28 protein-coding genes and 1 tRNA gene are annotated in these 25,682 nt (G+C 61.5%); 7 read left to right on the plus strand and 22 right to left on the minus strand.

The features are described 5' to 3' along the window. Window positions 1-43: 43 nt before the first annotated feature. The 5 genes from secF to queA all read right to left on the minus strand — a co-directional run bounded on the left by secF (window position 44) and on the right by queA (window position 5,447). Entirely contained in the window at window positions 44-952 is a 909-nt protein-coding gene (gene secF / locus DJ563_RS16695) for a protein translocase subunit SecF (protein WP_274098489.1), read from the minus strand. 10 nt (window positions 953-962) lie between these two features. Further along, window positions 963-2,825, minus strand: coding sequence for a protein translocase subunit SecD (gene secD, locus DJ563_RS16700; protein ID WP_033701200.1), 1,863 nt, complete (start codon window positions 2,823-2,825; stop codon window positions 963-965). A 64-nt stretch (window positions 2,826-2,889) separates the two neighbouring features. Beyond that, window positions 2,890-3,225, minus strand: a complete 336-nt coding sequence (yajC, locus tag DJ563_RS16705; RefSeq protein ID WP_027595530.1) for a preprotein translocase subunit YajC — start codon at window positions 3,223-3,225, stop codon at window positions 2,890-2,892. A gap of 42 nt (window positions 3,226-3,267) precedes the next feature. Continuing rightward, complete coding sequence (gene tgt, locus DJ563_RS16710) at window positions 3,268-4,383, minus strand: tRNA guanosine(34) transglycosylase Tgt (RefSeq protein ID WP_077068621.1); 1,116 nt, start codon at window positions 4,381-4,383, stop codon at window positions 3,268-3,270. 14 nt (window positions 4,384-4,397) lie between these two features. Then, window positions 4,398-5,447, minus strand: coding sequence for a tRNA preQ1(34) S-adenosylmethionine ribosyltransferase-isomerase QueA (gene queA / locus DJ563_RS16715; RefSeq protein ID WP_033701201.1), 1,050 nt, complete (start codon window positions 5,445-5,447; stop codon window positions 4,398-4,400). Between the two features lie 107 nt (window positions 5,448-5,554). Here queA and DJ563_RS16720 point away from each other — a divergent pair. The 4 genes from DJ563_RS16720 to DJ563_RS16735 all read left to right on the plus strand — a co-directional run bounded on the left by DJ563_RS16720 (window position 5,555) and on the right by DJ563_RS16735 (window position 8,572). Next, window positions 5,555-5,639: transfer RNA gene (locus DJ563_RS16720), tRNA-Leu, on the plus strand. A gap of 352 nt (window positions 5,640-5,991) precedes the next feature. Continuing rightward, entirely contained in the window at window positions 5,992-6,873 is an 882-nt protein-coding gene (locus DJ563_RS16725) for a hypothetical protein (RefSeq protein ID WP_434518049.1), read from the plus strand. Between the two features lie 482 nt (window positions 6,874-7,355). Next, the gene (locus DJ563_RS16730; RefSeq protein WP_274098501.1) at window positions 7,356-8,003 is read left to right on the plus strand and encodes a serine protease; all 648 of its coding nucleotides are present in this window, start codon (window positions 7,356-7,358) and stop codon (window positions 8,001-8,003) included. 89 nt (window positions 8,004-8,092) lie between these two features. Then, window positions 8,093-8,572, plus strand: coding sequence for a GNAT family N-acetyltransferase (locus tag DJ563_RS16735; RefSeq protein ID WP_274098492.1), 480 nt, complete (start codon window positions 8,093-8,095; stop codon window positions 8,570-8,572). Window positions 8,573-8,583: 11 nt separating this feature from the next. On the opposite strand, the gene DJ563_RS16740 is transcribed toward DJ563_RS16735, so the two are convergent. Both DJ563_RS16740 and DJ563_RS16745 read right to left on the minus strand, forming a co-directional pair. Beyond that, window positions 8,584-8,880, minus strand: coding sequence for an addiction module antidote protein (locus DJ563_RS16740; protein ID WP_274098493.1), 297 nt, complete (start codon window positions 8,878-8,880; stop codon window positions 8,584-8,586). Next, entirely contained in the window at window positions 8,877-9,170 is a 294-nt protein-coding gene (locus tag DJ563_RS16745) for a type II toxin-antitoxin system RelE/ParE family toxin (RefSeq protein WP_434518050.1), read from the minus strand. The genes DJ563_RS16740 and DJ563_RS16745 overlap by 4 nt, the downstream gene beginning before the upstream one ends. 221 nt (window positions 9,171-9,391) lie before the next feature. On the opposite strand from DJ563_RS16745, the gene DJ563_RS16750 reads away from it, so the two are divergent. After that, a complete protein-coding gene (locus tag DJ563_RS16750) occupies window positions 9,392-10,282 on the plus strand; it encodes a bestrophin family protein (RefSeq protein WP_274098495.1) in 891 nt (296 codons plus the stop codon). Window positions 10,283-10,311: 29 nt separating this feature from the next. Here the strand turns inward: DJ563_RS16750 and phnE are convergent, their stop codons facing one another. Genes phnE through DJ563_RS16770 form a run of 4 tightly spaced genes read right to left on the minus strand, consistent with a single transcriptional unit; the run spans window position 10,312 to window position 13,551 of the window. Further along, window positions 10,312-11,079: a phosphonate ABC transporter, permease protein PhnE gene (gene phnE / locus DJ563_RS16755; protein WP_434518051.1), complete on the minus strand. Its 768-nt coding sequence runs from the start codon at window positions 11,077-11,079 to the stop codon at window positions 10,312-10,314. Further along, window positions 11,076-11,903: a PhnE/PtxC family ABC transporter permease gene (locus DJ563_RS16760; protein WP_274098496.1), complete on the minus strand. Its 828-nt coding sequence runs from the start codon at window positions 11,901-11,903 to the stop codon at window positions 11,076-11,078. The genes phnE and DJ563_RS16760 overlap by 4 nt, the downstream gene beginning before the upstream one ends. Continuing rightward, entirely contained in the window at window positions 11,897-12,700 is an 804-nt protein-coding gene (locus DJ563_RS16765) for a phosphonate ABC transporter ATP-binding protein (protein WP_434518052.1), read from the minus strand. Before DJ563_RS16765 ends, DJ563_RS16760 begins: the two co-directional genes overlap by 7 nt. Next, on the minus strand, window positions 12,697-13,551 hold the full coding sequence (locus DJ563_RS16770; protein WP_274098498.1) for a putative selenate ABC transporter substrate-binding protein: 855 nt from the start codon (window positions 13,549-13,551) through the stop codon (window positions 12,697-12,699). Before DJ563_RS16770 ends, DJ563_RS16765 begins: the two co-directional genes overlap by 4 nt. A gap of 127 nt (window positions 13,552-13,678) precedes the next feature. Here DJ563_RS16770 and selD point away from each other — a divergent pair, with 127 nt between their 5' ends. Both selD and mnmH read left to right on the plus strand, forming a co-directional pair. Next, window positions 13,679-14,713 carry a selenide, water dikinase SelD gene (selD, locus tag DJ563_RS16775; protein WP_434518053.1) on the plus strand — a complete coding sequence of 345 codons (1,035 nt, stop codon included), beginning with the start codon at window positions 13,679-13,681 and terminating at the stop codon, window positions 14,711-14,713. Further along, window positions 14,713-15,810 (plus strand): tRNA 2-selenouridine(34) synthase MnmH, encoded by a 1,098-nt coding sequence (gene mnmH / locus DJ563_RS16780; RefSeq protein ID WP_274098500.1) that lies wholly within the window; start codon window positions 14,713-14,715, stop codon window positions 15,808-15,810. The genes selD and mnmH overlap by 1 nt, the downstream gene beginning before the upstream one ends. A gap of 105 nt (window positions 15,811-15,915) precedes the next feature. Here the strand turns inward: mnmH and DJ563_RS16785 are convergent, their stop codons facing one another. The 11 genes from DJ563_RS16785 to cyoB form a co-directional block, all read right to left on the minus strand. After that, window positions 15,916-16,299 (minus strand): lysozyme inhibitor LprI family protein, encoded by a 384-nt coding sequence (locus DJ563_RS16785; RefSeq protein WP_434518054.1) that lies wholly within the window; start codon window positions 16,297-16,299, stop codon window positions 15,916-15,918. A gap of 20 nt (window positions 16,300-16,319) precedes the next feature. Continuing rightward, complete coding sequence (locus tag DJ563_RS16790) at window positions 16,320-16,859, minus strand: hypothetical protein (protein WP_274100545.1); 540 nt, start codon at window positions 16,857-16,859, stop codon at window positions 16,320-16,322. 135 nt (window positions 16,860-16,994) lie between these two features. Continuing rightward, window positions 16,995-17,558, minus strand: a complete 564-nt coding sequence (locus DJ563_RS16795) for a GNAT family N-acetyltransferase (protein ID WP_274100544.1) — start codon at window positions 17,556-17,558, stop codon at window positions 16,995-16,997. Window positions 17,559-17,754: 196 nt separating this feature from the next. Then, window positions 17,755-18,210 (minus strand): REP-associated tyrosine transposase, encoded by a 456-nt coding sequence (locus DJ563_RS16800; protein ID WP_274100543.1) that lies wholly within the window; start codon window positions 18,208-18,210, stop codon window positions 17,755-17,757. Window positions 18,211-18,460: 250 nt separating this feature from the next. Then, on the minus strand, window positions 18,461-18,844 hold the full coding sequence (locus DJ563_RS16805; protein ID WP_274100542.1) for a YkgJ family cysteine cluster protein: 384 nt from the start codon (window positions 18,842-18,844) through the stop codon (window positions 18,461-18,463). 170 nt (window positions 18,845-19,014) lie between these two features. Next, window positions 19,015-20,142 carry a hypothetical protein gene (locus DJ563_RS16810; protein WP_434518055.1) on the minus strand — a complete coding sequence of 376 codons (1,128 nt, stop codon included), beginning with the start codon at window positions 20,140-20,142 and terminating at the stop codon, window positions 19,015-19,017. A gap of 114 nt (window positions 20,143-20,256) precedes the next feature. Then, complete coding sequence (gene alaC / locus DJ563_RS16815) at window positions 20,257-21,465, minus strand: alanine transaminase (protein WP_434518056.1); 1,209 nt, start codon at window positions 21,463-21,465, stop codon at window positions 20,257-20,259. A gap of 337 nt (window positions 21,466-21,802) precedes the next feature. Further along, a complete protein-coding gene (gene cyoE / locus DJ563_RS16820; RefSeq protein ID WP_047583869.1) occupies window positions 21,803-22,690 on the minus strand; it encodes a heme o synthase in 888 nt (295 codons plus the stop codon). 11 nt (window positions 22,691-22,701) lie between these two features. Next, window positions 22,702-23,034, minus strand: coding sequence for a cytochrome o ubiquinol oxidase subunit IV (cyoD, locus tag DJ563_RS16825; protein ID WP_033701225.1), 333 nt, complete (start codon window positions 23,032-23,034; stop codon window positions 22,702-22,704). Further along, on the minus strand, window positions 23,034-23,657 hold the full coding sequence (cyoC, locus tag DJ563_RS16830; RefSeq protein WP_033701226.1) for a cytochrome o ubiquinol oxidase subunit III: 624 nt from the start codon (window positions 23,655-23,657) through the stop codon (window positions 23,034-23,036). The genes cyoD and cyoC overlap by 1 nt, the downstream gene beginning before the upstream one ends. A gap of 3 nt (window positions 23,658-23,660) precedes the next feature. Next, window positions 23,661-25,679: a cytochrome o ubiquinol oxidase subunit I gene (gene cyoB / locus DJ563_RS16835; protein WP_274100228.1), complete on the minus strand. Its 2,019-nt coding sequence runs from the start codon at window positions 25,677-25,679 to the stop codon at window positions 23,661-23,663. Between the last annotated feature and the right edge of the window lie 3 nt (window positions 25,680-25,682).

Here is a 25,682-nt window from a genome sequence, read left to right on the forward strand (position 1 = left end):
AATACTCGCGCCTCTTGATTCGCCAAACGGCGTAGGAAAGCCCTTACGGACGCTCGTCCACGCCTTCGGTCTTGGCTGGCGGAATCAGGTCTTCACTGTTCAGGTTCAGCCAGATCAGTACCACGTTGGCGATATAGATCGACGAGTAGGTACCGGCCATGACCCCGATGAACAGCGCCAGCGAAAAGCCGAACAGGTTGTCGCCACCGAAGAACAGCAGTGCGGCGATGGCCAGCAAGGTCGACACCGAGGTGGCGATGGTACGCAGCAGGGTCTGGGTGGTCGAGACGTTGATGTTCTCGATCAGCGACGCCTTGCGCATCACACGGAAGTTCTCACGCACCCGATCGAACACGACAATGGTGTCGTTGAGCGAGTAACCGATGATCGCCAGCACCGCCGCCAATACCGTCAGGTCGAAGGTGATCTGGAAGAACGACAGGATACCCATCGTCACCACCACGTCGTGGATCAGCGAGATGATCGCGCCCACGGCGAACTTCCACTGGAAGCGGAAGGCCAGGTAGATGAGGATGCCGCCCAGGGCCAGGAGCATGCCCATGCCACCCTGGTCACGCAGTTCTTCACCCACCTGCGGGCCTACGAACTCGACGCGCTTGAGCGTGGCCGGGTTGTCGCCGCCGGCTTTTTGCAGTGCCTCGGCTACCTTGCTGCCCAGTTGCGGGTCATCGCCCGGCATACGCACCAGCAGGTCGGTGGTTGCGCCAAAGCTCTGCACCACGGCCTCGTGGAAGCCGGAGTTGACCAGTTCGGCACGTACCGCCTTGAGGTCGGCCGGGCGCTCGTAGGTCAGCTCGATGAGCGTACCGCCGGTGAAGTCCAGGCCAAAGTTCAGGCCCTTCTGCCACCAGCTGAACAGCGCCAGGACGGTGAGGAGCACAGTGATGGCGAACGCGACATTGCGCACGCCCATGAAGTTGATGGTTTTCATCGCAGCTCCCTCAAACCCACAGCTTCTTGATGTCACGCCCGCCGCAGGTCAGGTTGACCATTGCGCGGGTCACCATGATGGCGGTGAACATCGAGGTGAAAATCCCGAGGGACATGGTGACCGCAAAGCCCTTGACCGGGCCGGTACCCATGGCGAACAGGATGCCGCCGACCAGCAGGCTGGTCAGGTTGGCGTCGATGATCGCGGTAAAGGCGCGGTTGAAACCTTCATGGATGGCGCGCTGCACCGACATGCCGGCTTTGAGCTCCTCACGGATACGCGAGAAGATCAGCACGTTGGCGTCTACCGCCATACCCATGGTCAACACGATACCCGCGATACCCGGCAGGGTCAGGGTCGCGCCCAGCAGCGACATCAGCGCCAGCAGCAAGACCATGTTGCCCGCCAGGGCGATGGTGGCGATCACGCCGAAGCCGCGGTAGATGGCGATGATGAACAGCGAGACGAACAGCATGCCCCACAGCGACGCATCAATACCCTTGGTGATGTTGTCCGCACCCAGGCTTGGGCCAATGGTACGTTCTTCAGCGAAGTACATCGGCGCAGCCAGACCACCGGCACGCAGCAGCAGGGCCAGCTCGGACGATTCGCCTTGGCCGTTCAGGCCGGTGATGCGGAACTGGCTACCCAGTGGCGACTGAATGGTCGCCAGGCTGATGATCTTCTTCTCTTCCTGGAAGCTCTGTACCGGCACTTCCTTCTCGACGCCGTCGACGGTCTGCTTGACGTAGCGGGTGACCGGTTTCTGCTCGATGAAGATCACCGCCATGCTGCGCCCGACGTTGCTGCGCGTGGCACGGCTCATCAGCTCGCCGCCGTGGCCATCCAGGCGGATGTTCACTTGCGGGCGGCCATGCTCATCGAAGCTGGCCTGGGCGTCGGTAACCTGGTCACCGGTGATGATCAGGCCACGCTCGACCGGGGCGGAGCGGCCGCCCTCGCGGAACTCGAAGACCTCGGTGGTTGCCTTGGACGCGCCAGGTTCGGCACCGAAGCGGAACTCAAGGTTAGCGGTCTTGCCGAGGATACGCTTGGCTTCGGCAGTGTCCTGCACGCCTGGCAGCTCGACCACGATACGGTTGGCGCCCTGACGCTGAACCAGCGGCTCGGCCACGCCCAGCTCGTTGACGCGGTTGCGCACGGTGGTCAGGTTCTGCTTGATCGAGTATTCGCGGATCTCGGCGACTTTCGCCTGAGTCAGCGCCAGACGCAGCACGGCGAGGTCATTGCGCTCGGTGGCAGTCAGGTCGAAATCGGAGAAATTCTTGCGGATCAGGGCACGTGCCTGCTCGCGGGTTGCATCGTCAGCGAAGCCCAGCATGATGCCGCCATCCTGCTGAGGCAGGCTGCGGTAGCGGATGCGCTCTTTGCGCAGGAGGGTTTTGACCTCCCCTTCATACACCTTCATACGGGCGGTCATGGCCTTGTCCATGTCCACTTCCAGCAGGAAGTGCACACCACCGGACAGGTCCAGGCCCAGTTTCATCGGGCTTGCACCCAGGTTACGCAGCCATTGCGGAGTGGTCTGGGCCAGGTTCAGGGCCACGACGTAATCATCGCCCAGTGCCTTGCGCACTACATCCTTGGCTGGAAGCTGGTCTTCCTGGTTGGTCAGGCGAATCAGCGCACTGCCCTTCTCACCCAGGCTGGCGCCCTTGACGGTGATACCGGCATCGGTCAGCGCCTTGGAGACGCGATCGAGGTCGGCCTGGTTTACCTGCAGCGCCGAACTGGCACCACTGACTTGCACCGCCGGATCATCCGGGTAGAGGTTGGGAGCGGAATAAATAAAACCGATCGCCAGTACCAGCAGGATCAGTGCGTATTTCCACAGAGGGTATTTGTTCAGCATCACGCCGCCCGTTCAAGACGCGGGGCGCGTTGCGCGCCCCGACTGGAAAAATAAAACCGGTAACTCAGATAGCCTTGAGCGTACCTTTTGGCAGGGTCGCGGCGATGGCGCCCTTCTGGAACTTCAGCTCGACGGTGTCGGAAACTTCCAGCACCACGAAATCATCGGTGACCTTGACGATCTTGCCGGCGATGCCGCCGTTGGTGACAACTTCGTCACCTTTTTGCAAGTTGCCCAGCAGGTTCTTCTGCTCTTTGGCGCGCTTGGCCTGTGGACGCCAGATCATCAGGTAGAAGATGACCAGGAAGCCGACCAGGAAGATCCACTCGAAACCGGTACCGGCTGGGCCGGCGGCAGGTGCTGCTGCGTCCGCGTAAGCGGCGGGAATCAGAAAGCTCATGAGGCACTCCATTACTGAGTTTTAATATTTAAGTGCTGACAATCAGCCCAAAGGCGGCACAGGCAGCCCGCGTTTGGCGTAGAAGGCGTCGACAAAGGCGGCCAATTTACCCTGTTGAATAGCCTCGCGTAAACCGGCCATCAAGCGCTGGTAATGGCGCAAGTTGTGGATGGTATTCAGCATGCTGCTCAACATTTCGCCGCATTTATCCAGGTGGTGGAGATACGCGCGGGAGAAGTTGGTGCAGGTATAGCAATCGCAGGTCGGATCCAGCGGCGACTCATCGTGGCGATGGAACGCATTGCGGATCTTGATCACCCCGGTATCGACGAACAGATGGCCGTTGCGCGCGTTACGCGTCGGCATCACGCAGTCGAACATGTCGACGCCGCGGCGCACACCCTCAACGAGATCTTCCGGTTTGCCTACCCCCATAAGGTAACGAGGTTTGTCAGCAGGCATCTGGTCCGGCAGGTAGTCCAGCACCTTGATCATCTCGTGCTTGGGCTCGCCCACCGACAGGCCGCCGATGGCCAGGCCGTCGAAGCCGATGTTTTCCAGGCCTTCCAGCGAGCGCATGCGCAGGTCCTGGTACATGCCGCCCTGGACGATGCCGAACAGCGCCGCAGTGTTGTCGGCGTGGGCGTTTTTCGAGCGCTGGGCCCAGCGCAGCGACAGCTCCATGGAGGTGCGCGCCACGTCGTGCTCGGCCGGGTAAGGCGTGCACTCGTCGAAGATCATCACCACGTCCGAGCCCAGGTCACGCTGGACCTGCATGGACTCTTCGGGGCCCATGAACACTTTGGAGCCATCGACGGGCGAGGCGAAGGTCACGCCTTCCTCTTTGATCTTGCGCATGGCGCCGAGGCTGAACACCTGGAAGCCACCGGAGTCGGTGAGGATCGGGCCTTTCCACTGCATGAAGTCGTGCAGGCCGTTGTGCTTCTTGATCACCTCGGTGCCCGGGCGCAGCCACAGGTGGAAGGTGTTGCCCAGGATCATCTCGGCGCCGATGGCCTCGATGTCGCGCGGCAGCATGCCTTTGACCGTGCCGTAGGTGCCTACCGGCATGAACGCCGGGGTTTCCACGGTGCCACGGGGGAAGGTGATGCGACCACGACGGGCCTTGCCGTCGGTGGCCAGCAGTTCGAAGGACATTCGACAGGTGCGACTCATGCTTGATCCTCGGGCCCGCGTGGCGCCGGATTGCGGGTGATGAACATGGCATCACCGTAACTGAAGAAGCGGTACCCCTGCTCGACCGCAGCCGCGTAGGCGGCCATGGTCTCGGGGTAGCCGGCGAAGGCCGAGACCAGCATCAGCAGCGTGGACTCCGGCAGGTGGAAGTTGGTGACCAGGGCATCGACCACATGGAATGGCCGGCCCGGGTAGATGAAGATGTCGGTATCGCCGCTGAAGGCCTTGAGCACGCCATCACGCGCCGCGCTTTCCAGCGAGCGCACGCTGGTGGTGCCCACGGCCACCACACGCCCGCCGCGAGCACGGCAGGCCTCAACGGCATCCACCACATCCTGGCTCACTTCGAGCCACTCTTTATGCATGTGGTGGTCTTCGATCTTGTCGACCCGCACCGGCTGGAAGGTGCCCGCGCCGACGTGCAGGGTCACGAAGGCCCGCTCCACGCCCTTGGCGGCAATCTGCTCCAGCAGCGCCTGGTCGAAGTGCAGGCCGGCCGTGGGCGCTGCGACCGCACCGGCACGCTCGGCGTAGACGGTCTGGTAGCGCTCACGGTCGGCGCCCTCGTCGGGGCGGTCGATATAGGGCGGCAGCGGCATGTGCCCGACGCGTTCGAGCAGTGGCAGCACCTCTTCGGTGAAACGCAGCTCGAACAGCGTCTCGTGGCGCGCGACCATTTCGGCCTCGCCACCGCCATCGATGAGAATCTGCGCACCCACCTTGGGCGCCTTGCTGGAGCGCACGTGGGCCAATACCCGGTGGCTGTCGAGCACGCGTTCGACCAGCACTTCCAGCTTGCCGCCGGAGGCTTTCTGGCCGAACAAGCGCGCCGGGATAACCCGGGTATTGTTGAATACCATCAGGTCGCCCGGGCGCAAATAGTCGAGCAGATCGGTGAATTGCTGATGTACCAAGGCGCCGCTCGGCCCATCGAGGACCAGCAGACGGCTACCATGGCGCTCGGCCAGAGGGTGGCGGGCGATCAGGGAATCGGGGAGTTCGAAGGAAAAATCGGCGACGCGCATGATGATGTTCGGTTCGGCAGGGCCGGGAAGTTTAGCCCAATGTGTGAAAATTGACCATGAAACCCGATTGACCGACCCGAGGCACCTCTCTATACTGCGCGCCACAAGCCCTGATGGCGGAATTGGTAGACGCGGCGGATTCAAAATCCGTTTTCGAAAGGAGTGGGAGTTCGAGTCTCCCTCGGGGCACCAAAATCCAGAAAAAACCGACCTCATGGTCGGTTTTTTTGTGCCTGGCGTTTAGCAATCCTGAAGCACCGTCGCACGGCCCCTTGGCACAACTGCCCTCTGCTCCGTCTCAGCCCCCTTCCCTACGCTGGCCCTTGCCTTCATCCCTCGTGCAAGGAGCCGCAAAATGAAAATGAACCTGCCATGCACCCTGGCCATAACCCTAGCCTGCCTGGGCAGCCTATCGGCCAATGCATCATCATCACTGCAAGCACACACCCTGAGTCACTACACCGGCCGGTGTCTCGATCTCGCCCATCACACGGGCACGGATACAAACTGCGAGGTATCCGCCGTCGTCAGGGTCGGCGATCAGTTGCTCTTCGCCAATGACAAACCCATCCAAGGCCACGCTACGTCTGCGATCTTCTCCATTACCATTGAAGACCTGGAGGGCAGCACACCGTTGCCCTTGAACTTCGATAACCTCACCTACGCACGCAGCACCCTGATCGATGCTGCACAGAAGCTCGAAGGCCTGACGACGTTCACACTCGACGATACCCACTACGCGGTCGCCAGCAGTGCCTTCACCCGAGCGCAAAACCCTGCGTTCAACAAGATCCTGTACTGGCCTGTGGATAACCCGGCTCACACCCGGCAACTGGGTGCAGTCGAGGCCATTCGTGAGCAGATCAGCGCGATCGTAGGCGAGCCATTCTTCCAGGTCGAAGGCCTAGCCATCGGCCCTGCGAACACCCTGTTGCTTGGCATTCGCCAACAAGGCAGCGACTACACGACAGCTCATCCCGTGTTCACCATCGTGCAGGCGCCGATCACTGTGCAGGCTGATGAGCTCGTGATCAGTGGCGCCTTCGAACTGGCCTATCAATTCGAACCGCGCGTGCAGGGCGACGACAGACCACTGAGCCTTTCCAGCCTGGAATACGACCCCTTCAACAAGCGCCTGCTGGCCACCACCAGCCATGAGCAGGGTGACCAGATTGGTGGCTATTTGTGGGCATTGCCACTGTCACTGCTTGAACCGGACAGCTCGGGGATACCGCTACCGTTTCTCGGGCCCGACGGCTCGCCCTTGTGGTTCGATAACAAACCGGAAGGCGTTGTAGCGTTGAATGCCCGCCAGGTAGTGGTGGTTCACGATGATGACCGGGTTCAGGTCGCCGATTCTGCGCACGGCAAGGCCAAGTTGGCCAACGAGTTCACCTATAGCGTGATCGAATTGGGCAATCCGTGAAGCTTGCGCAGCCTGGTCCATGAGGGTCAGACAGCCATCCGGGCCTGTGAGCGCCTCGTAGGCGTGGCCGGCCCGGCCACCATCGCCGTTTTTATTGGAAGACCTCTACAGATCCGAGATCCCTTCTGCGTGTGAAGGCTTTCAGATTTTTGCAGATGTCATCGCAGCTCCGGATTCAGCCCAATACAGCTCAAATAGAGCTCAAATAGAGCTCAATACAGCTCATCACCCTCCATGCGACTGATGAGTACAGGATAATCGCGCCCTTGATCCCCATCAAATTGACGCCGCGTGCCTGACTACCGGGCCTGCAGCCATGCCTGGAATCTATTGGCTAGCCTCCTCCCCCCTACTTAAGATGATACTCGTCGGATATATGCACAAAGTATTGCCAGAGTGATATCACTTGGCCATATTTGCGCTCCCATTTTTCCATGACTGTGTGACACATGAAAACAACCGTGCCCTGTCTGGCGGCAATGATGCTGCTGAGTGGGTGCAATGGAGTGCCAACGTCCTACGTCTCCGATCCCGTCTACAGCCAGGCTTTCGTGGTCACCTCAGGTGCTCCGCTGCCGATGTTGCTGATGGCCAGCGCCATCCAGTGGAACGAAGACTACGCAGTGACCGCAAAACACACACCCTTCCTGCGCAACGTGGTCCACGAGGGCCTCGGTGATGTCGTGTTCTTCAAGCACAAGGCGCGTGAGGTACCGCATTGGCGGCAATACGTGCCGGGTGAGTCGGTGACGGCGGTCGGCTTCAACAGCCTGATGATTCCCGTACAGGGCAAGGGCCATGCCCTGCCATCACTGGTACGCCTCGAAGGCACCCCGGGCAGTGTCTTCTACTCGTTGCACGACGGCCCGATGGTCAAGGGCATGTCGGGCGGGCCGGTGTTCGCCGATGACGGCCAGGTGGTGGGTATCAATGTCGCGTTCATCCCCAAGAACGAGATCGACGTACGCGCTCGCCCGGACCTCGCCGATAAAGAGCGCGTCAGCGTGTTCATGTCGTACAGCGAGATCGACAAGGAATGGCGGCGCTTCCAGTACCTGCTGGCACGCAAGGCCAAACCGCATGCGCCTGCCGCGATCAAGGGGTTTGTGGCGGTGGCCGCCAAACCTTGAACGGCGGCCAGGCGCTCCCGACAGGCCCGCGCCCACATGCGCAGTGCTACGCTGTGAGCGCCAGCCACACGCCTGTAAAAGGACCTGCCATGCACCTCAGCCACCGCCCTGTACAGCCCAATGACATCCCCGCCATCTGCTGCTTCCCTCAAGGCCCGGACGAACTGTTCTACATGTTCCCCAAGGCCACCTACCCGCTCACGCCTGCGCAACTGACCGACGCCATCGCCCAGCGCAACGGGTCCACGGTGGTGGAAGGCGGCGGCATGGTGCTGGCCTTCGCCAACTTCTACAAAGCCGAGCACGGCGGTGTATGCGCCCTGGGCAACGTGGTCGTGGCCCCAGCGGCCCGCGGCCACGGTGTGGCCAGCTACCTGGTCAACGCCATGGTCGAGCTGGCCCGCAAGCAGTTTGCGGCACGGGAGGTTTGGGTGTCGTGCTTCAATCACAACACGGCGGGGTTGCTGCTTTATCCACAGATGGGCTTTGTGCCGTTCGGCATCGAGGCGCGCCAGGCGCCGGATGGGAAGCGGGTGGCGCTGGTGCAGATGAGGCAGGTGTTGAATTAGTCTGCAAACAATCAGTGAGACGCCGCGTGGGGCTGCACAAAAAGCTCCACACCCAGAGCACGTATGACTTTGATAACGGTATCAAAGCGAGGTTTCGCTCCTGGGCTGAGCGCTTTATATAGGCTCTCTCGGCCTAGTCCACTCTGCGCAGCGATTTGTGTCATTCCTCGTGCCCGAGCGATATGACCGATTGCCCGGATAATTTCATCTGTATCGCCATCGGATAGAACCTGGCAGAGGTACTCACTGATCGCCGCATCACTGTCCAACAAGTCGGCCATCTCAAAAGGGATCAATTTTTCGCTCATTTCATGTCCTCCACCAGCTTCCTGGCGTTAAGAATATCGGCGGTTTGGGTGGATTTGTCTCCACCTACCAGCAGAAAAATCACGCTCGCCCCCTTGCGTGTGAAATACACTCGATAGCCTGCCGAAACATTGATACGAAGCTCATTCACACCTCCTCCAAGACACTTGTAGTCACCCAGATTTCCACTTGCCGCGCGTTCCAATCTACGACCGACTGCAAGCTTGGCTCTCAAGTCTCTCAAGCTGGCGAGCCAAAGGACAAAGCACTCAGTTTGTTGAACAGCATACATCAAGTCAGCACCACTCGTATCCTTTTGGATACACCAATTCAAGATCTGGAAGCAATCAACCTTGCCGTTTCTCCTTTGCAAAGAAAATTCAGGAACGTCCTATACCTGAGTCAGCTTTTTCTTTTGAACACGCCTGCAAACATCTCTTGCAACATCCGATACCGAACCTTCAAAGCCCCTCGGCGTCCGATCCTTCATCCCCGCGTACCGAGGTACCCCGTGTGAAAGAGATCATCGCCCGCAAGTACCGCCTGGTCGTGAAGACCATCGGTTACATCGGCTGGTCGCTGTTCTGGCTGCTGATCTGGGATGTGCTGGTCACTATCGACTTCATGCTGTTCTTCAACAGCAAGTTCACCCTGCCGCTGATTCCATTGACCTTGCTGGGTTCGGCGCTGGTGGTGCTGGTGAGCTTTCGCAACAGCAGTGCCTACAACCGCTGGTGGGAGGCGCGCACGTTGTGGGGTGCGCTGGTCAACAGTTCGCGCAGCTTTGCCCGGCAGACGCTGACATTGATCGACGACCCCGACGATAGCCTGAACCCGGCCAAGGCCACCTTGCTGCGCCGCCATATCGCCTATGTGAACTGCCTGGCGGCACACCTCAAGGGTGACCGCTGCCCGGATGAACTGATGGCGTTCATCCCCCCGGCGGAGTTCGAGCGGCGCAACCGCTCGAACAACTTCGCCAATGACATCCTCAGCGGCTCGGCGGCCCTGCTGGCGCGGGAGTACCAGGCCGGGCGCCTGGACAGCATCCGCCTGGCGCGGCTGGAGTCGACGCTGGTAGACCTGTCCAATGCCCAGGGCGGGATGGAGCGGATTGCCAATACACCGCTGCCCTACCCTTATGTGTATTTTCCACGGCTGTTCATCACGCTGTTCTGCCTGATCGTGCCGGTGGGGCTGGTCGAGTCGTTGGGCTGGTTTACCCCGCTGGCCTCGACGGTGGTGGGGTTCATGCTGCTGGCCATCGAACGCATCGGCACTGACCTGCAGAGCCCGTTCCGGTTCAGCGAGCACCAGATCCAGATGGATACCATCTGCGAGACGATCGAGCGCAACCTGGAGTCGATGCAACGGGAGGCGCAGCATGGGGAACGGGTGACCTGACGGCTGTCGGGGCCTCTTTGCAGCCCCGATCAGGCGCGCACATAGCGCTGGCGCAGCACATCACTCAACGCATCCACCAGCAACACCAGCACCAGCATCGCCAGGATCACCGTGCTGGCCTGCGCCTCCTGGAACAGGCTCAAGGTGGTATAGAGCATCTGCCCCAAGCCACCCGCCCCGACAAACCCCAGCACGCTGGCCATGCGGATGTTGTTCTCCCAGCGGTACAGGCTGTAGGCCAACAACTGCGGCCACAGGTTGGGCAAAGTGCCAAAGCAGAACGCCGCTACTTGGCTGCCACCCTGCAAACGAATGGCGGCCGCAGGCTCGGCTGGCGCGTTCTCCAGGGCCTCGGCAAACAACCGGCCCAGCACCCCGGCGGTGTGTAACGCCAGGGCCAGGGTGCCGGCATTCGGGCCAAGCCCTGCTGCCAGCACGGTGAGCGCCGCCCAGACCAGCTCCGGGATGGCCCGCAAGGCATTGAGCAGCACCCGCGCCGCGGCCTGCAGCGGCCAGCCGAACCGGCCCGCCGCCGGCAACGCCAGCAGCATCCCCAGCACCACCGCCAGCAAGGTACCCAGGCCAGACATTGCCAAGGTCTCCAAGGCGCCACGCCCCACCGCACGCAAATGCTCGGCGGACAGGTCTGGCTGCAGGAAGCGCCGCGCATACTCGGCCATCTGCCCCAACCCGCCGTCACCCACCAGCGCCTGCAGGTCCAGCTCCAGGTACGCGAACGAGGCCACCACCGCTGCCACAAGCGCGCTGAGCACCAGCAGGTTGATCACCCGGTTCATGCCAGCCTCGCCCGCAGGAAGCGGCTGAGCACGTCAGCAAAAGACACCAACAACAGGAACGTCAGCAGCATGCTCGCCACTTGCGCACCGGCAAACATGCGCATCGACAGGTCGATCTGCTGCCCCAGGCCGCCGGCACCGACAAAGCCCATCACCACCGAAGCCCGCACCGCGCACTCCCAGCGGTAGACGGTGTAGGACACCACCTCCGACACGGCATTGGGCAAGATGCCGTAGAAGAAGGCCATCAGCCGGCCACTGCCCGCCTGCAACAGCGCATGGGCCGGGCGCTGGTCGACCGACTCGAAGATTTCCGCATAGACCTTGCCGAGCATCCCGCTGTAGGTAATGGCGATGGCCAGCACACCGGCCGTTGGCCCAAGCCCCACGGCCCGCACGAACAGCAAGGCCCAGACGATTTCCGGCACGCTGCGCAGAAAGATCAGTAGCCCGCGCACCGGCATGCGCAGCACCCGCGACCACAACCCGGCCCGGCCGCCGCGCGAGGCGGCCCGCAACGACAAGGCGCGGCTGGCCAGCAGGCTGGTCGGCACCGCCAGCAGCAGCGCCAGGGCCATGCCGGCCGTGGCCACGGCAAGGGTCTGCAGCGTGGCCTCGAACAACAGCAGCAAAAACTCGGCATCATGTGCCGGTGGCCAGAACGCCCGGGTGAAACTGGCGATCTGCTGACGGTTCTCGGCCTGCCACAGCACACCCGGGTTCAGCTCGCTCAACTGCACACCCGGCCATAACACCGCCAAGGCCAGCAGGGTCAGCAGCAACCGTGCCAGCGCCGCTGGGTCGCGGGTATCGGCCTTCAGCATCGCGGGATCTGTACCGTCAGCGCAGGCGTAGGCCCCGGCGTAGGCGGCGGCGCCAATTGTTCGTTGGCGTAGAGTGCCGCCAGCATCTGCGGGCTGACGGCTGCCGCCGGGCTGTCGAACACCACCTGCCCCTCACGGATACCGATCACCCGCGGGAAGTGGGCCAATGCGAGTTCGACCGCATGCAGGCTGGCCACCAGCGTGACGCCATTGGCCTGGGCGTGACGGTTGAGCAATGCCAGGCTGTGGTCGGCCAGCACCGGGTCCATCGCCGACACCGGCTCGTCGGTCAGCAGCAGTGCCGGCCGCTGATACAACACCCGGGCGATGCCCACCCGTTGCAACTGGCCGCCAGACAGCTGCCCGCACTGCACGAACAGCTTGTCGGCCAGCCCCAGTTCTGCCAACGCCTGGCGCACGCCTGCTACATCGGTCGGGTACAACAGGTTGAGCAAGCCACGCAAGGTGCCCCACTGCCCCAACCGCCCCGCCAGCACCGCCGTGACCACCCGTTGGCGCGGCGGCAAGGGCGGCGCCTGGTGCACCAAGCCAACCCGCGCCCGCAACCGCTGACGCGCCCTGCCAGACAGCTCCCAGGGAAGTTCACCGAACAGCTCCAGCCCCCCGTCACTGGGCTGGATAGCGGTGGCCATCAGGTGCAGCAAGCTGGACTTGCCCGCCCCTGACGGGCCGATAATCGCGACCCGCTCGCCCTGCTCGATACTCAGGCTCACCGCTTCAAGCGCACGCACCTGGCCGTGGCGCAGGCTGGCACCGTGCAAACGAATAGCCGTCACTTGAGCAGGCCGGCCTCGCGCGCGGCTTGTTCGGTGCCCAGGTAGTTCTCAGGTTTGGTCTCGATGAAACGGCTGGCGGCCTGCAGGTCGAGAATCGCCTTGTGCTCGGGGTTGGCCGGGTCGAGGTCGAGGAATGCCTTTTTGATCTTCGCCTTGAGTGCCGGGTCCATGTTGCCGCGTACGGTCCAGTTGTAGTCGAAATAGGTGGGCGTGGTGGCGAACACCTTGACCTTGCTGGTATCGACCTTGCCGGCATCCACCAGCTTCTGCCAGACACTGGCATTGAGCACCCCAGCATCGACCTTGCCCGCCTGCACCCAGGCTGCGGTGGCATCGTGGGCACCGGAGTACGCCACACGGCTGAAGTAATCCTCAGGCTTTATCTTGTCCTCTTTGAGCATGAAGTAACGCGGCATCAGGCTGCCCGAGGTGGACGAGATCGACCCGAACGCGAACGACTTGCCCTTGAGGTCGGCCAGGCTCTTCACATTGGGGTTGGCGGTGATGAACTTGGACGTGAACTGCGCGTCCTGCTCACGCTGCACCAACGGCGTGGCATTGGGGTCTTTGAGGTGCACCTGGACAAAGGTGAAGCCGCCCAGCCAAGCCAGGTCGAGGCGGTCCGAGGCCAGCGACTCGACCACCGCCGGGTAGTCGGAGACCGGCACGAACTTCACCTCCATGCCCAGCGTGCGGGACAAGTACTCCCCCAACGGCTTGAACTTGCGTTGCAGTTCAGTCGGTGCTTCGTCGGGGATGGCACTGACCCGCAGCGTTTCTGCGGCCTGGGCGACAACGGCACAGCAGGACAACACGAGGCCGGCGACGAGCGCCAGAGGGGGTTTGAGCATGGGCATTCTCCGGGACAGTGGCGGGGTAAGGGGCGGCTGCCACGCCGTCCGAGCAAAGTATAAGGGGCCACGGCGTAATGACCAGCTTTGCTACAATCGCGCAACAATTTGATCTGCTGAGGAACGTATGAGCGAGCCAATCCGCCTGACCCAGTACAGCCACGGCGCCGGTTGTGGCTGCAAGATCTCCCCCAAGGTGCTGGATGTGATCCTTGCCGAAAGCGGCGCCCAGGCCCTGGACCCCAAGCTCTGGGTCGGCAACGCTTCACGCGACGACGCCGCCGTGTATGCCCTGGACGAGGAACGCGGCGTAGTCTCGACCACCGACTTCTTCATGCCGATCGTCGATGACCCCTACGACTTCGGCCGTATCGCCGCCACCAACGCCATCAGCGACATCTACGCCATGGGCGGCGACCCGTTGATGGCCATCGCCATCCTCGGCTGGCCGGTCAACGTGCTGCCGCCGGAAGTCGCCCGCGAAGTGATTCGCGGCGGGCGTGCGGTGTGTGCCGAAGCCGGCATCCCGCTGGCCGGCGGCCATTCCATCGATGCCCCAGAGCCGATCTTCGGCCTGGCCGTCACCGGCGTGGTCAGCAAGCGCCACCTCAAGCGCAACGACACCGCCACTGCAGGCTGCCAACTGTACCTGACCAAGCCGCTGGGCATCGGCATCCTCACCACCGCCGAGAAAAAGGCCAAGTTGCGTGAACAGGACCAGGGCCTGGCACGCGACTGGATGTGTACCCTTAACACCCCCGGCAGCCGCTTCGGCAAGCTCGAGGGTGTCATGGCGATGACCGACGTCACCGGCTTCGGCCTGCTGGGCCACCTGGTGGAACTGGCTGAAGGCAGCGGCCTGACTGCCCGGCTGAACTACGCCGCAGTCCCCCGCCTGCCGAGTGTCGAGCATTACCTGGCCGAGGGCTGCATCCCAGGCGGCACGCTGCGCAACTACGACAGCTATGGCCACAAGATCGGCGCCTTGAGCGATGAGCAAAAGCACCTGCTGTGCGACCCGCAGACCAGCGGTGGCCTACTGGTGGCGGTCAGCCCTGAGGGTGAAGCGCAGTTTCTGGCTGTGGCCGCCGAACTGGGCCTGGCACTGGCACCCATCGGCACCCTGGTCGAGCGACAGGGCCATGCAGTCGAGGTGCTTTGATGCGCCCCGACTGCACCGACTATCGCCAGCTGTTCTTGAACGACGTGCCGATGATGGACATGCGCGCGCCCGTCGAATTTGCCAAAGGTGCCTTCCCGGGTGTCGTCAACCTGCCGCTGATGAACGATCTGGAGCGGCAGAAGGTCGGCACCTGTTTCAAGCAGCAGGGCCAGGCCGCCGCCATCACCCTCGGCCACCAGCTGGTCAGAGGCACGACCAAGCGTGAGCGCCTGCACGCCTGGGCCAGCTTTGCCCAGGCCCACCCCGACGGCTATCTGTACTGCGCCCGCGGTGGCCTGCGTTCGCTGATCGTCCAGCAGTGGCTGCGGGATGAAGCCGGCATCGCCTACCCCCGCGTCAAGGGCGGCTACAAGGCCATGCGCACCTTCCTGCTAGATACCACCCAGGACGCCGTGGAGCACTGCGATTTCGTCCTGCTGGGGGGCCTTACCGGCACCGGCAAGACCGATGTGTTGCAGCAACTGAGCAACGTGCTCGACCTTGAAGGCCACGCCAACCACCGCGGTTCCAGCTTCGGCAAACGCGCCACGGCGCAACCTGCGCAGATCGACTTCGAAAACAAACTGGCCGTCGATGTGCTGAAAAAGCGCGCACGCGGCATCGAGCAGTTCGTGCTCGAAGATGAAGGCCGTATCGTCGGCAGTTGCACGGTGCCGCTGGCGTTGTACCAAGGCATGCAGCAGTACCCGTTGGTGTGGCTGGAGGACAGCTTCGAGAACCGTGTCGAACGTATCCTGCGCGACTACGTGGTCAACCTGAGCGCCGAATTCGTCGCACTGCATGGCGAAGAGCTGGGGCGCCGGCTGTTCGCCGAGCGCATGCTGCAGAGCCTGGCCAATATCCACAAGCGCCTGGGCGGTGAGCGGTTCCAGCGGTTGTCGGCGGTCATGCATGAAGCGCTGGACGAGCAACTGCGCTGTGGCTCGGTGGATTTGCACAGGGGTTGGATCGAAGGGCTGCTGACGGAGTATTACGACCCGATGTATGCCTATCAGCGCGATGCCAAGGCCGAGCGTATCGAGTTTGCCGGGGACGCTGTAGAGGTGCGCGAATACCTCAAGGCCCGCTCGTCGTAGGAGCGGCCTTGCGTCGCGAAAGGGCTGCGTAGCGGCCCCAGATTTCAGCTTCGCCGCGAATATTTTGGGGCCGCTACGCGCCCCTTTCGCGACGCAAGGCCGCTCCTACACGGGCCCCAACACCCGCTCCAGCTCCGCCGCCCGGTCACGGGTCATGTCCATCACGCATGTGCCGCCTTCCAGCTGCGCCATGGTCCCGCCACTGGCCTGCACATGGAACATACGGTTGCCATCACGGTAGGCCATCCACTTGCGCTGTACATCCCGAAGGCTCTTCTGCTGCCCGGCATCCAGCTTGCCCATCAGTTGCTTGTACACCCGGTTCAGGCGCTGGTCCTGCACGTGGGTCTCGGCGTTGATGCACTCGCTCATGGCCAGGGTGCTGGAGGCCTTGTCCATGCACTGCCCATAGGCCGGCGTATAGTCGTCCGCCACAGCCAGCGGCAGCACGCAGGCCAGTGCCAGGCCTGCCAGGTAATGCTTGATCATGCAAACCCTCCTTGTGAGTATCAAAATGACTGCGGTTGCTCCGGCGGCATCAGCACCTTGCCCGGCTCGAAACGCAACGACGGCATCTGCGTGGCGGCATACAACGCCACCCCCAGCGCAGCAATCAAGGCCACATCAAGCCAGCGCCAGCCAGGCATGTCGGCTGCGCTGCGGGCCTTCCAGCAATGCCAGGCCTGGCCCGCGCAGAACACCACGATTGCTGCCAACCACAGATAGAAGCCCGCACCAAAGCCGGTGCGGGCATTGAAGTCGTAGCTCTGGCTGTCTGGCAGGCGGTCGATGCCAAAGCTGCTGGCGGCCAGATACAGCGCGGCCAGCCCGCACACCAACGCCATCCGACGGAACCGCTGGTGGGCAAGAATTGCCACCGCCAACAACGGGTTGGCAAACCACTGGTACAACCCGAACGGCATGCCCCATGGCCCGTACAGCAACATCTGCAAGGCCGGCATGTGGCGGCCGCCACTCATCAGCGCGCCATCGAAAAAAAGTGCGAGCAGGTACAGAAGCAGGCTGATGCTCAGGTAGAAAACGGGCAAGGGGCACACCTGGGGAAAACGGGACAGGCTGCGACCATAACCCAGGCCCTGCCCCGCTTCCAGATCTAAGTAGGTGCCGCGAAAGGCCTACTACGGTGGTGTGATACCGGGCGGGCGTTGATGCTCGCTACAGCATCAAGCAACAGGTGGCTCCAGCAGCAGGCCGTAGATACCCGAGTCGGACAGCTCGCCGGCCACGCACCAACGCGCCCGCAAGGTACCTTCGAGCACGAAGCCTTGACGCTCCAGCGTGCGTGCCGAGCCCTGGTTGCGCGGGTCGATTTCGCCCTCAAGGCGGCGCATGTGCAGGGTATGGGCAAGGTAGTCGATGAAGCAGGTCAATGCTTCGTCCATGTAGCCCCTGCCCTGCACGGCGCTGGCCAGGCAGTAGCCGATTTCGCCACGACGGGAAACGTCGTCGATATTGAACAGTTGGACCATGCCGATCAGTTCGCCGTTGTCACGGCGGTACATGCCTAGCTTGAGCTGGTCGCCATTGGCATAGGCTTCACGGTCAGCGGCCAGTGCGCTTTGGGCCTCGGCGAGGTCTTGCCAGGGTGCATGATGCCAATAACGCATGACCTCGGGGTCGGCCATGATCGCCAGCCATTGCGCGGCATCGCCATGACGCATCGGGCGCAATTGCAGGCGGGGGCTGTCGAGGCAGAGGTCACTGGGGAAACTGCGGGGTGGGGTCACGCCGGATCTCCTGTCCATTGCTGGGGAGATGACAGTTTAACGTCAAGCGGGGCGGCTGGGGGATGCCTTGGGGTTTTATAGTGTTTTTGGGATCATTTGGGGGTCTTGCGGTGGGGCGCAAATCGAGCGCCGCCCCCGCGGCGCGGGATTTCAACCCTGCAAACCCTGCGACATACCCTTGGCACTCCAGCACCACTCACAGCCAGACCGCATCCCAATGTGGATAATCACCAGCTCTAGCTACCAAACCAGCTCTTATCGGATTGGCAATGATGTATCTGGCGACCCTGATTATTTCTTCATCATGGCGCAAAGCGTGATCGTGATAACCAGCCTGCCAGATGGGTGCAACCTTTGCTCCGGCTTTGCGCAAAGCATGGCTGGATCGGGACTTGAATCGTTGCATCAATGTCCTGAGCGTCACTTCTTTCAGCTCCAGCAGCCAATGTATATGGTCAGGCATTACTACCCAGGCCAACGATCGGCAGTGGTGCTCCTGATCTGCTCTGCGAAGGTGATGGATCACCAGGCGTGCAAACCGGAAGTTCCGGAACAAGGGGCGACGCAGGTGGGTAACTGAAGTCAGTATGTAAAGCCTGCCAGGCTCAGAACATCTTCCACGACGGAGCAGGCAGCCATGAGGGTTGGCCATGCGGTCATCCTTGAACAAGTATTTACTGGAGCAGGATAGTCATGGCTTGGTAGCGGGGCCGGGGATTAGGTTTACAGGATGTGAGGGTGTAACTGCAGGGCTGGGGACTGCATCATGGCCACTGGGGGCTTGGTTGGGTTTTGCGGTGTGGCGTAGATCGAGCGCCGCGCGGGCGGCGCTCGATCTCAAGAGCGCTGCCCGACAGGCCATTCAGGATGACCCTCTCGCGGGTACAGGCCACTCAGTAACCTCAAGCCACCTCAGCCCCGTCATCCGGCCAATGCGGCTCGTTAGCCCCTGGTGGGGTCAGCGGCGGTAGCCCATAGGCCGCGCGAGCATCGTCGCAGCTAGGGTTATGCACCCCACCCTCCCACGACGCTTCAAACTCTCGGCAAGGGCTCGAGCGGTTGGCGTAAATGGTACACGCCACCTCTTTGCCGATCTCGCCCGCAAGGCCCACGCAGCGGCAAGGCTTGGCATCGGTGCCAATCATGGCAACCCGGGTGGGGTTGATCTGCACCACCAGGTCGTCAGGCACAACGCCCCCGGCAGACTGGCATTCGCCCCAGAAGAAGGACACACGGAAGTACCCGCAGCAGGCGCCGCAGTCAAGGCAAGGATTATATTCGGACATGAGGCCACGGAGGGAAGGTTGTTGTTATCGGGGCAGGGCCCGCTGCGCCATTTTCAATCCAACCGGGGCCGGCTGGATAGAGGGGCAATGCAAAAAAAATCGCCGCTGATCCGGGAAGCCCGAAGCCCGAAAAACAGGCGGCCAGCCCACTGGATGGCCGCCCGCCTGACCTATCGCAGGGCCTTGTAAGTGCTGGCATCCCAGTGTTGCAGGCCAAGGCCTTCGCCTGGGTCATAGCTTTCGCCGCTCACTTGGCTGAAGTGCGCCTGGGCTTCGCCGCAGTGCACCAGCCGGTCGTCCTTGCTGCCTTCGGTGATGACGGTATACGACTGGCTACGCATGGCCTGGTAGTGCTCATCGGCAGTGGCCATGGCCAGGTGATGCTGCATCAACTGGTCGTCATCCAGCGCCAGTCGCTTGCCCAACTCGACACCCCAACGGGTCAGGCAGACTTCGGCGAAATGCCGCACGATCAACCCAGGCTCGATCAACACCTTGCCATCGCCCGCGCCATCGACCGACGCATTGCCGACCAAGGTGGCATGCCGGCCCGGCATCGGATAAATGCATATGTGCGTGCCGCTCTCTACAGAGGGGATCACGCAGGCAAAACCTTTGGAGCGCTCATCCCGCGAATAGAAACCGACGTACTCTCTGACATTGCCCGCCAGTTTCACCCGTTGCGTGTGGATGTTGCCAATCCCTGGCACCGGGTCGATGGCAAAGATGTTGACCGGGATATCCCGCAGCACCGGGTCTTGCGCCATCGCATTGGCCAGCATATGGCAACTGATACCACCCCGGCTCCAGCCCACCAGGTTGACGTGGGTGGGCAGGCGCGGCTTGCGGAACATGCTGATGATCTGCTCCTGCAGCTCCTGTGGGGTTGGGTGGCGGTCTCCATAGTCGTAGGTTCGCCAGAACCAGGATGCCGTTGCGGACGCATCCGGGATCGGTACGCCCGCGTCTTTGAGCCTTGTGTACGCTTCCTCGCTGAGCTTGGTGCGCTGCCAGTTACTTTCGCCTTTGATGACCTGCAGCACATGGTTCACGTTTTCGTCCCAACCGCGACCGAACAACTGGCCACTCCAGTTGAAGTAGCCACCCGGCTCGACGAACAGGTTGTCGTCCTGAAGGTTGCCGCTGCCAGGCCCATCGACTGCAATCCAATGGGCGAACTCGCGCCCCTGATCGTTGCTGGCCAACGTCGAGACCAGTTCACCGTTCCAGAAATTGGGGTTTGCTTCATCGAAACGGTTGGAAGCGGTACCGCAGAAATAGGCTGTGAATACACTCATTTGAATACCTGAACAGGAAGAAATGAGTGCTGAAGGTATTGGTGTGCATGACGGGCAGGAATACGGAAGGCCAGCCTACTGCCCGATGGGGGCCGCGTAGCGGCCCCGGGCGATTTACTTGCGGGTCAGGCCATCGGCCCTGAACATCTGGCGGATACCGCGGATCGCCTGGCGAATACGGTCCTGGTTCTCGATCAGGGCAAAACGCACGTGGTCGTCGCCATAATCACCAAAGCCGATGCCTGGCGACACACAGACCTTGGCCTCGGCCAGCAGCTTCTTGGAAAACTCCAGCGAGCCCAGGTGCGCATACTCCGGCGGAATCTTCGCCCAGACGTACATCGACGCCTTGGGGTTTTCGACCATCCAGCCCAGCTCGTGCAGCCCCTTCACCAGCAGGTTACGGCGCTGACGGTACTGCTCGGCGATGTCCCGCACGCACTGTTGGTCACCTTCCAGCGCGGCGATGGCGGCCACCTGCAAGGGCGTGAAGGTGCCGTAGTCGTGGTAGCTCTTGATGCGTGCCAGGGCATTGACCAGCTCTGGGTTGCCCACCATGAAGCCGATACGCCAGCCGGCCATGTTGTAGCTCTTGGACAAGGTGAAGAATTCCACCGCGATGTCCTTGGCCCCGGGCACCTGCATGATCGACGGGGCTTTCCAGCCGTCGTAGACGATATCGGCGTAGGCCAGGTCATGCACCACCAGCACGTCATACTGCTTGGCCAGGGCCACCACCCGCTCGAAGAAGTCCAGCTCGACGCACTGCGCGGTGGGGTTGGACGGGAAGCCGAGGATCATCATCTTCGGCTTGGGGATGGACTCGCGTATGGCCCGCTCGAGCTCATTGAAAAAATCCACACCCGGCACCAGTGGCACCGAACGCACCTGGGCGCCGGCAATCACTGCACCATAGATGTGGATCGGGTAGCTGGGGTTGGGGACCAGCACCGTGTCGCCCTGGTCGAGGGTAGCGAGCATCAGGTGGGCCAGGCCTTCCTTGGAGCCGATGGTGACGATGGCTTCGCTTTCCGGGTCGATGTCGACCTCGTAGCGCTCCTTGTACCAATTGGAGATGGCCCGACGCAGGCGCGGAATGCCGCGGGAGGTGGAGTAGCCGTGGGTGTCTTCGCGCTGGGCGACCTGCACCAGTTTCTCGACGATGTGCGGGGGGGTGGCGCCATCGGGGTTGCCCATGCTCAGGTCGATGATGTCTTCGCCACGGCGGCGGGCGGCCATCTTGAGCTCGGCAGTGATGTTGAAGACGTAAGGGGGGAGACGATCGATGCGCGCGAAGCGGCGCGGCAAACCTGGGTTGGCCATGGTTTCCTCTGCAGACGTAAGCGCCCGGAACCGTCCGAGCGACGTTGGCCGACATAGCGGCCTGGATCAGAAGATAATGCCGAAACAGGATACCTGTAAAGGACAATTTCCTGTTTTATTATATTTTTTCAGATGTATTTTTTGAAAATTGGAATTTTATGTTTTCAGGGCCGGCCTCTTCGCGGGGCAAGCCCGCTCCCACAGGGTTATACACAGGCATTGGGACTTGCCCTACACCTGTGGGAGCGGGCTTGCCCCGCGAAGAGGCCGGCACAGGAGAGCACCCATAAAAAAACCCCGGCACATGGCCGGGGTTTTCGTGTAACAGGCAGCGGTATCAGCGTGCGTAGGTCATCAACACGTCCGCAGCGGTCTGGCTGTCCACCGACATCATCACGCTCAGGGCAGTGACAGTGAGGATGGAGAAGCCGAACACCTTGCGGGCCCACTTGCTGTCGTCCTCGGCCTTGTAGCCACCCCAGGCCATGTACAGCCAGTACAGGCCCATGGCTGCCGCCACGGCCATGTAGCCGAGGCCGGCGTAACCGCCGAGGGTAAGCATCAGGGTCGCGAGCACGAAGGCCAGCACGTACAGCACGATCTGCTTCTTGGCAGCAAGAATGCCGCGCGCCACCGGCAGAACCGGGATGTTGGCAGCGCTGTAATCCTTGAAGCGGAAGATGGCGATCGCGAAGCTGTGCGGCATCTGCCACAGGCTGAACATCACCAGCAGGGTCACTGCAGCCAGGTCGAAGCTGTTGCTGACGGCGCAGTAGCCGATCACCGGAGGCATGGCACCGGACAGGCTGCCGACCAAGGTGCCGTGCACCGATTTACGCTTCAGCCAGAGGCTGTAGAAACCGACGTAGACGATGAAACCGATCAGCGCACAGAACGCCGACAGTGGGTTGGCCTGGACATACAGCAGGCTGAAACCCGCCACCCCAAGCAGGGTGGCGTAGATCAGCGCGAGGGTCAGCGACATGCCGCCCTGGACCATGACGCGGTTCTTGGTACGTTCCATCTTGATGTCGATGTCGCGGTCGATGCAGTTGTTGAACACACAACCGGACGCCACCACCAGGGAAGTACCAACCACCACCGCCAGGAACAGGGCGAAGTCCACATGGCCCTTCGCGGCAAGGAAGAATCCGCCTGCCACGGAAAGCACGTTACCGAAAATGATCCCCGGTTTGGTGATTTGGATAAAGTGCTTAACGGACATGCAGTCTTACCTCACTTGGCCATCATTTCGATGTGGATGTTGAACATGATCCACAGCGACAGGCCGACCAGCAGTGCAATTACCATGGCGGTGAACAGGAACGTCGACACGTTGGAACGCTGCTCTTGCGAGCGGTCCATGTGCAGGAAGTACACAAGGTGCACTACCACCTGGATGACGGCCATGGCCACCACGACCAGGACGGTCAGGTTCTTCGGCAGGCTTGGGAACATCACCAGGCCGAACGGGATCGCGGTCAGGATGATCGACAGAACAAAGCCGACCATGTAGGACTTCACGCTACCGTGATTACCTTCGTGATGAGTGTCGTGTGCGTTAGCCATTACAGAACCCCCAGCAGGTAAACGACGGTGAATACGCAGATCCAGACCACGTCCAGGAAGTGCCAGAACAGGCTCAGGCAGCTCATGCGGGTCTTGGCGGTCGGCGTGATGCCGTGCTTGTTGATCTGGTACATCATGATTGCCATCCAGATCAGGCCAGCAGTCACGTGCAGGCCGTGGGTACCGACCAACGCGAAGAACGCCGACAGGAAGCCACTGCGCTGCGGGCCGAAGCCCTCGGCGATCAGGTGATGGAACTCATAGATCTCCATCGCGATGAAGCCTGCACCGAACAGGAAGGTCACAGCCAACCAGCCCAGTACACCTGCTTTATTGCCAGCGAACATCTTCAGCATGGCGAAGCCGAAGGTGATCGAGGACAGCAGCAGGAACGCGGTTTCTACCAGCACGAAGTCGAGCTGGAAGATGTCATGACCCGACGGGCCGCCGGCAAAACTGCCGGACAGCACCGCGTAGGTGGCGAAGAGCGACGCAAACAGGATGCAGTCGGTCATCAGGTACAGCCAGAAACCGAGTACGGTCATCTGGCCCGAGTCGTGGTGGTGGTCGTCATGCCCATGGTCGTGACCATGAGCAGCGCCGTGCATTACTTGACTGGACATTGATTACACCCGCTCAAACGATTCGACACGTGCGCCGGCAGGCAGAGCACCTGCTTTGGCCAGCGCTTTCATGCGCTCGCCTTCGATGCGCGCCACTTCTTCGGCCGGAACCATGAAGCCCTGGTCGTCACGCGCGGCGTGGCGAACGAAGACAGCGATGGTTGCAACCAGGCTTGCGCCAACCAGCCACCAGATGTGCCAGATGAAGGCAAAGCCGAAGACGGTCAGGAACAGGCCCATGAACAAACCGGTAGAGGTGTTGCTCGGCATGTGGATGGCGTCGAACTTGGTTGCCGGCTTGTAGGCAACGCCGGTTTCCTTGGATTCATGCCATGCATCCAGACCAACCTGCTCAGGCATGTGGGCGAAGTTGTAGAACGGAGGTGGCGACGAAGTCGACCATTCCAGGGTACGACCGCCCCATGGGTCGCCGGTCACGTCCAGGTTCTGGTTGCGGTCGCGGACCGAAACGTAGAGCTGGATCAGCTGGCAAGCGATACCGAACAGGATCAGCACGGCGCCGACAACGGCTACGTACAGGTAGGGTTCCCACAGTGGGTTGTCGGAGTGGTTCAGACGACGGGTCATGCCCATGAAGCCCAGGGCGTACAGCGGCATGAACGCAACGTAGAAGCCCGAGATCCAGAACCAGAAGGCAGCTTTGCCCCACTTCTCGTTCAGGGTGAAACCGAAGGCTTTCGGGAACCAGTAGGCGAAGCCGGCAATGTAGCCGAATACCGCACCACCGATGATCACGTTGTGGAAGTGAGCAATTACGAACAGGCTGTTGTGCAGAACGAAGTCAGCACCTGGTACTGCCAGCAGAACGCCGGTCATGCCACCGATGGAGAAGGTGATCATGAAGCCCAGGGTCCACAGCATCGGTGCGGTGAAGCGCACACGGCCCTGGTACATGGTGAACAGCCAGTTGAACAACTTCACACCCGTCGGAATGGAGATCAGCATCGTCGCCAGGCCGAAGAAGGTGTTGACGCTGGCGCCGGCACCCATGGTGAAGAAGTGGTGCAGCCATACCGCGAAGCCCAGGATGGCGATTGCGCCCGATGCGTAGATCATCGAGTGGTGGCCAAACAGACGCTTGCCGGAGAAGGTCGAAGTCACTTCCGAGAACACGCCGAAGGCCGGCAGGATCAGGATGTAAACCTCAGGGTGACCCCACGCCCAGAACAGGTTGACGTACATCATCGGGTTCCCACCAAGCTCGTTGGTGAAAATGTGGAAGTCCAGATAACGGTCAACAGTCAGCAGAGCGAGTGCAGCGGTCAGAATCGGGAAGGAAGCAACGATCAGCACGTTGGCCCAGGTGCAGGTCCAGGTGAAGATCGGCATGTCCATCAGTTTCATGCCAGGTGCGCGCATCTTCATCACGGTGACGAGGAAGTTCACACCGGTAAGCGTCGTACCCAATCCGGAGAGCTGTAGCGCCCAGATGTAGTAGTCGACACCCACTCCAGGGCTGTACTGAATGCCCGCGAGCGGCGGATAGGCAACCCAACCGGTCTTGGCGAATTCGCCGACGCCCAGGGAGATGTTGACCAGCAGCACGCCTGCCAGCAGCAGGTAGAAGCTCAGGGAGTTCAGGAACGGGAAGGCAACGTCACGTGCACCGATCTGCAGAGGAACCGCAAGGTTCATCAGGCCGGTGAAGAACGGCATCGCCATGAAGATGATCATGATCACACCGTGAGCGGTGAAGATCTGGTCATAGTGTTCAGGCGGCAGGTAGCCTTCGGAGCCGCCGGTAGCAGCAGCGAGCTGTGTACGCATCATGATCGCGTCGGCAAAGCCGCGCAGCAGCATGATCATCGCGACGATGATGTACATCACCCCGATTTTCTTGTGGTCGACAGTCGTCAACCACTCGGTCCACAAGTAGGTCCACTTGCGGAAATAGGTGACAAGACCGACGACAGCGATACCACCGAGCGCGATCATGGCAAGCGTCACCATGACTATCGGCTCGTGATAGGGTATCGCCTCCAGGCTTAATTTACCGAACATCTC

It is taken from the genome of Pseudomonas sp. NFX1, from assembly GCF_051123555.1.
GTDB classification, from domain to species: domain Bacteria; phylum Pseudomonadota; class Gammaproteobacteria; order Pseudomonadales; family Pseudomonadaceae; genus Aquipseudomonas; species Aquipseudomonas capeferrum.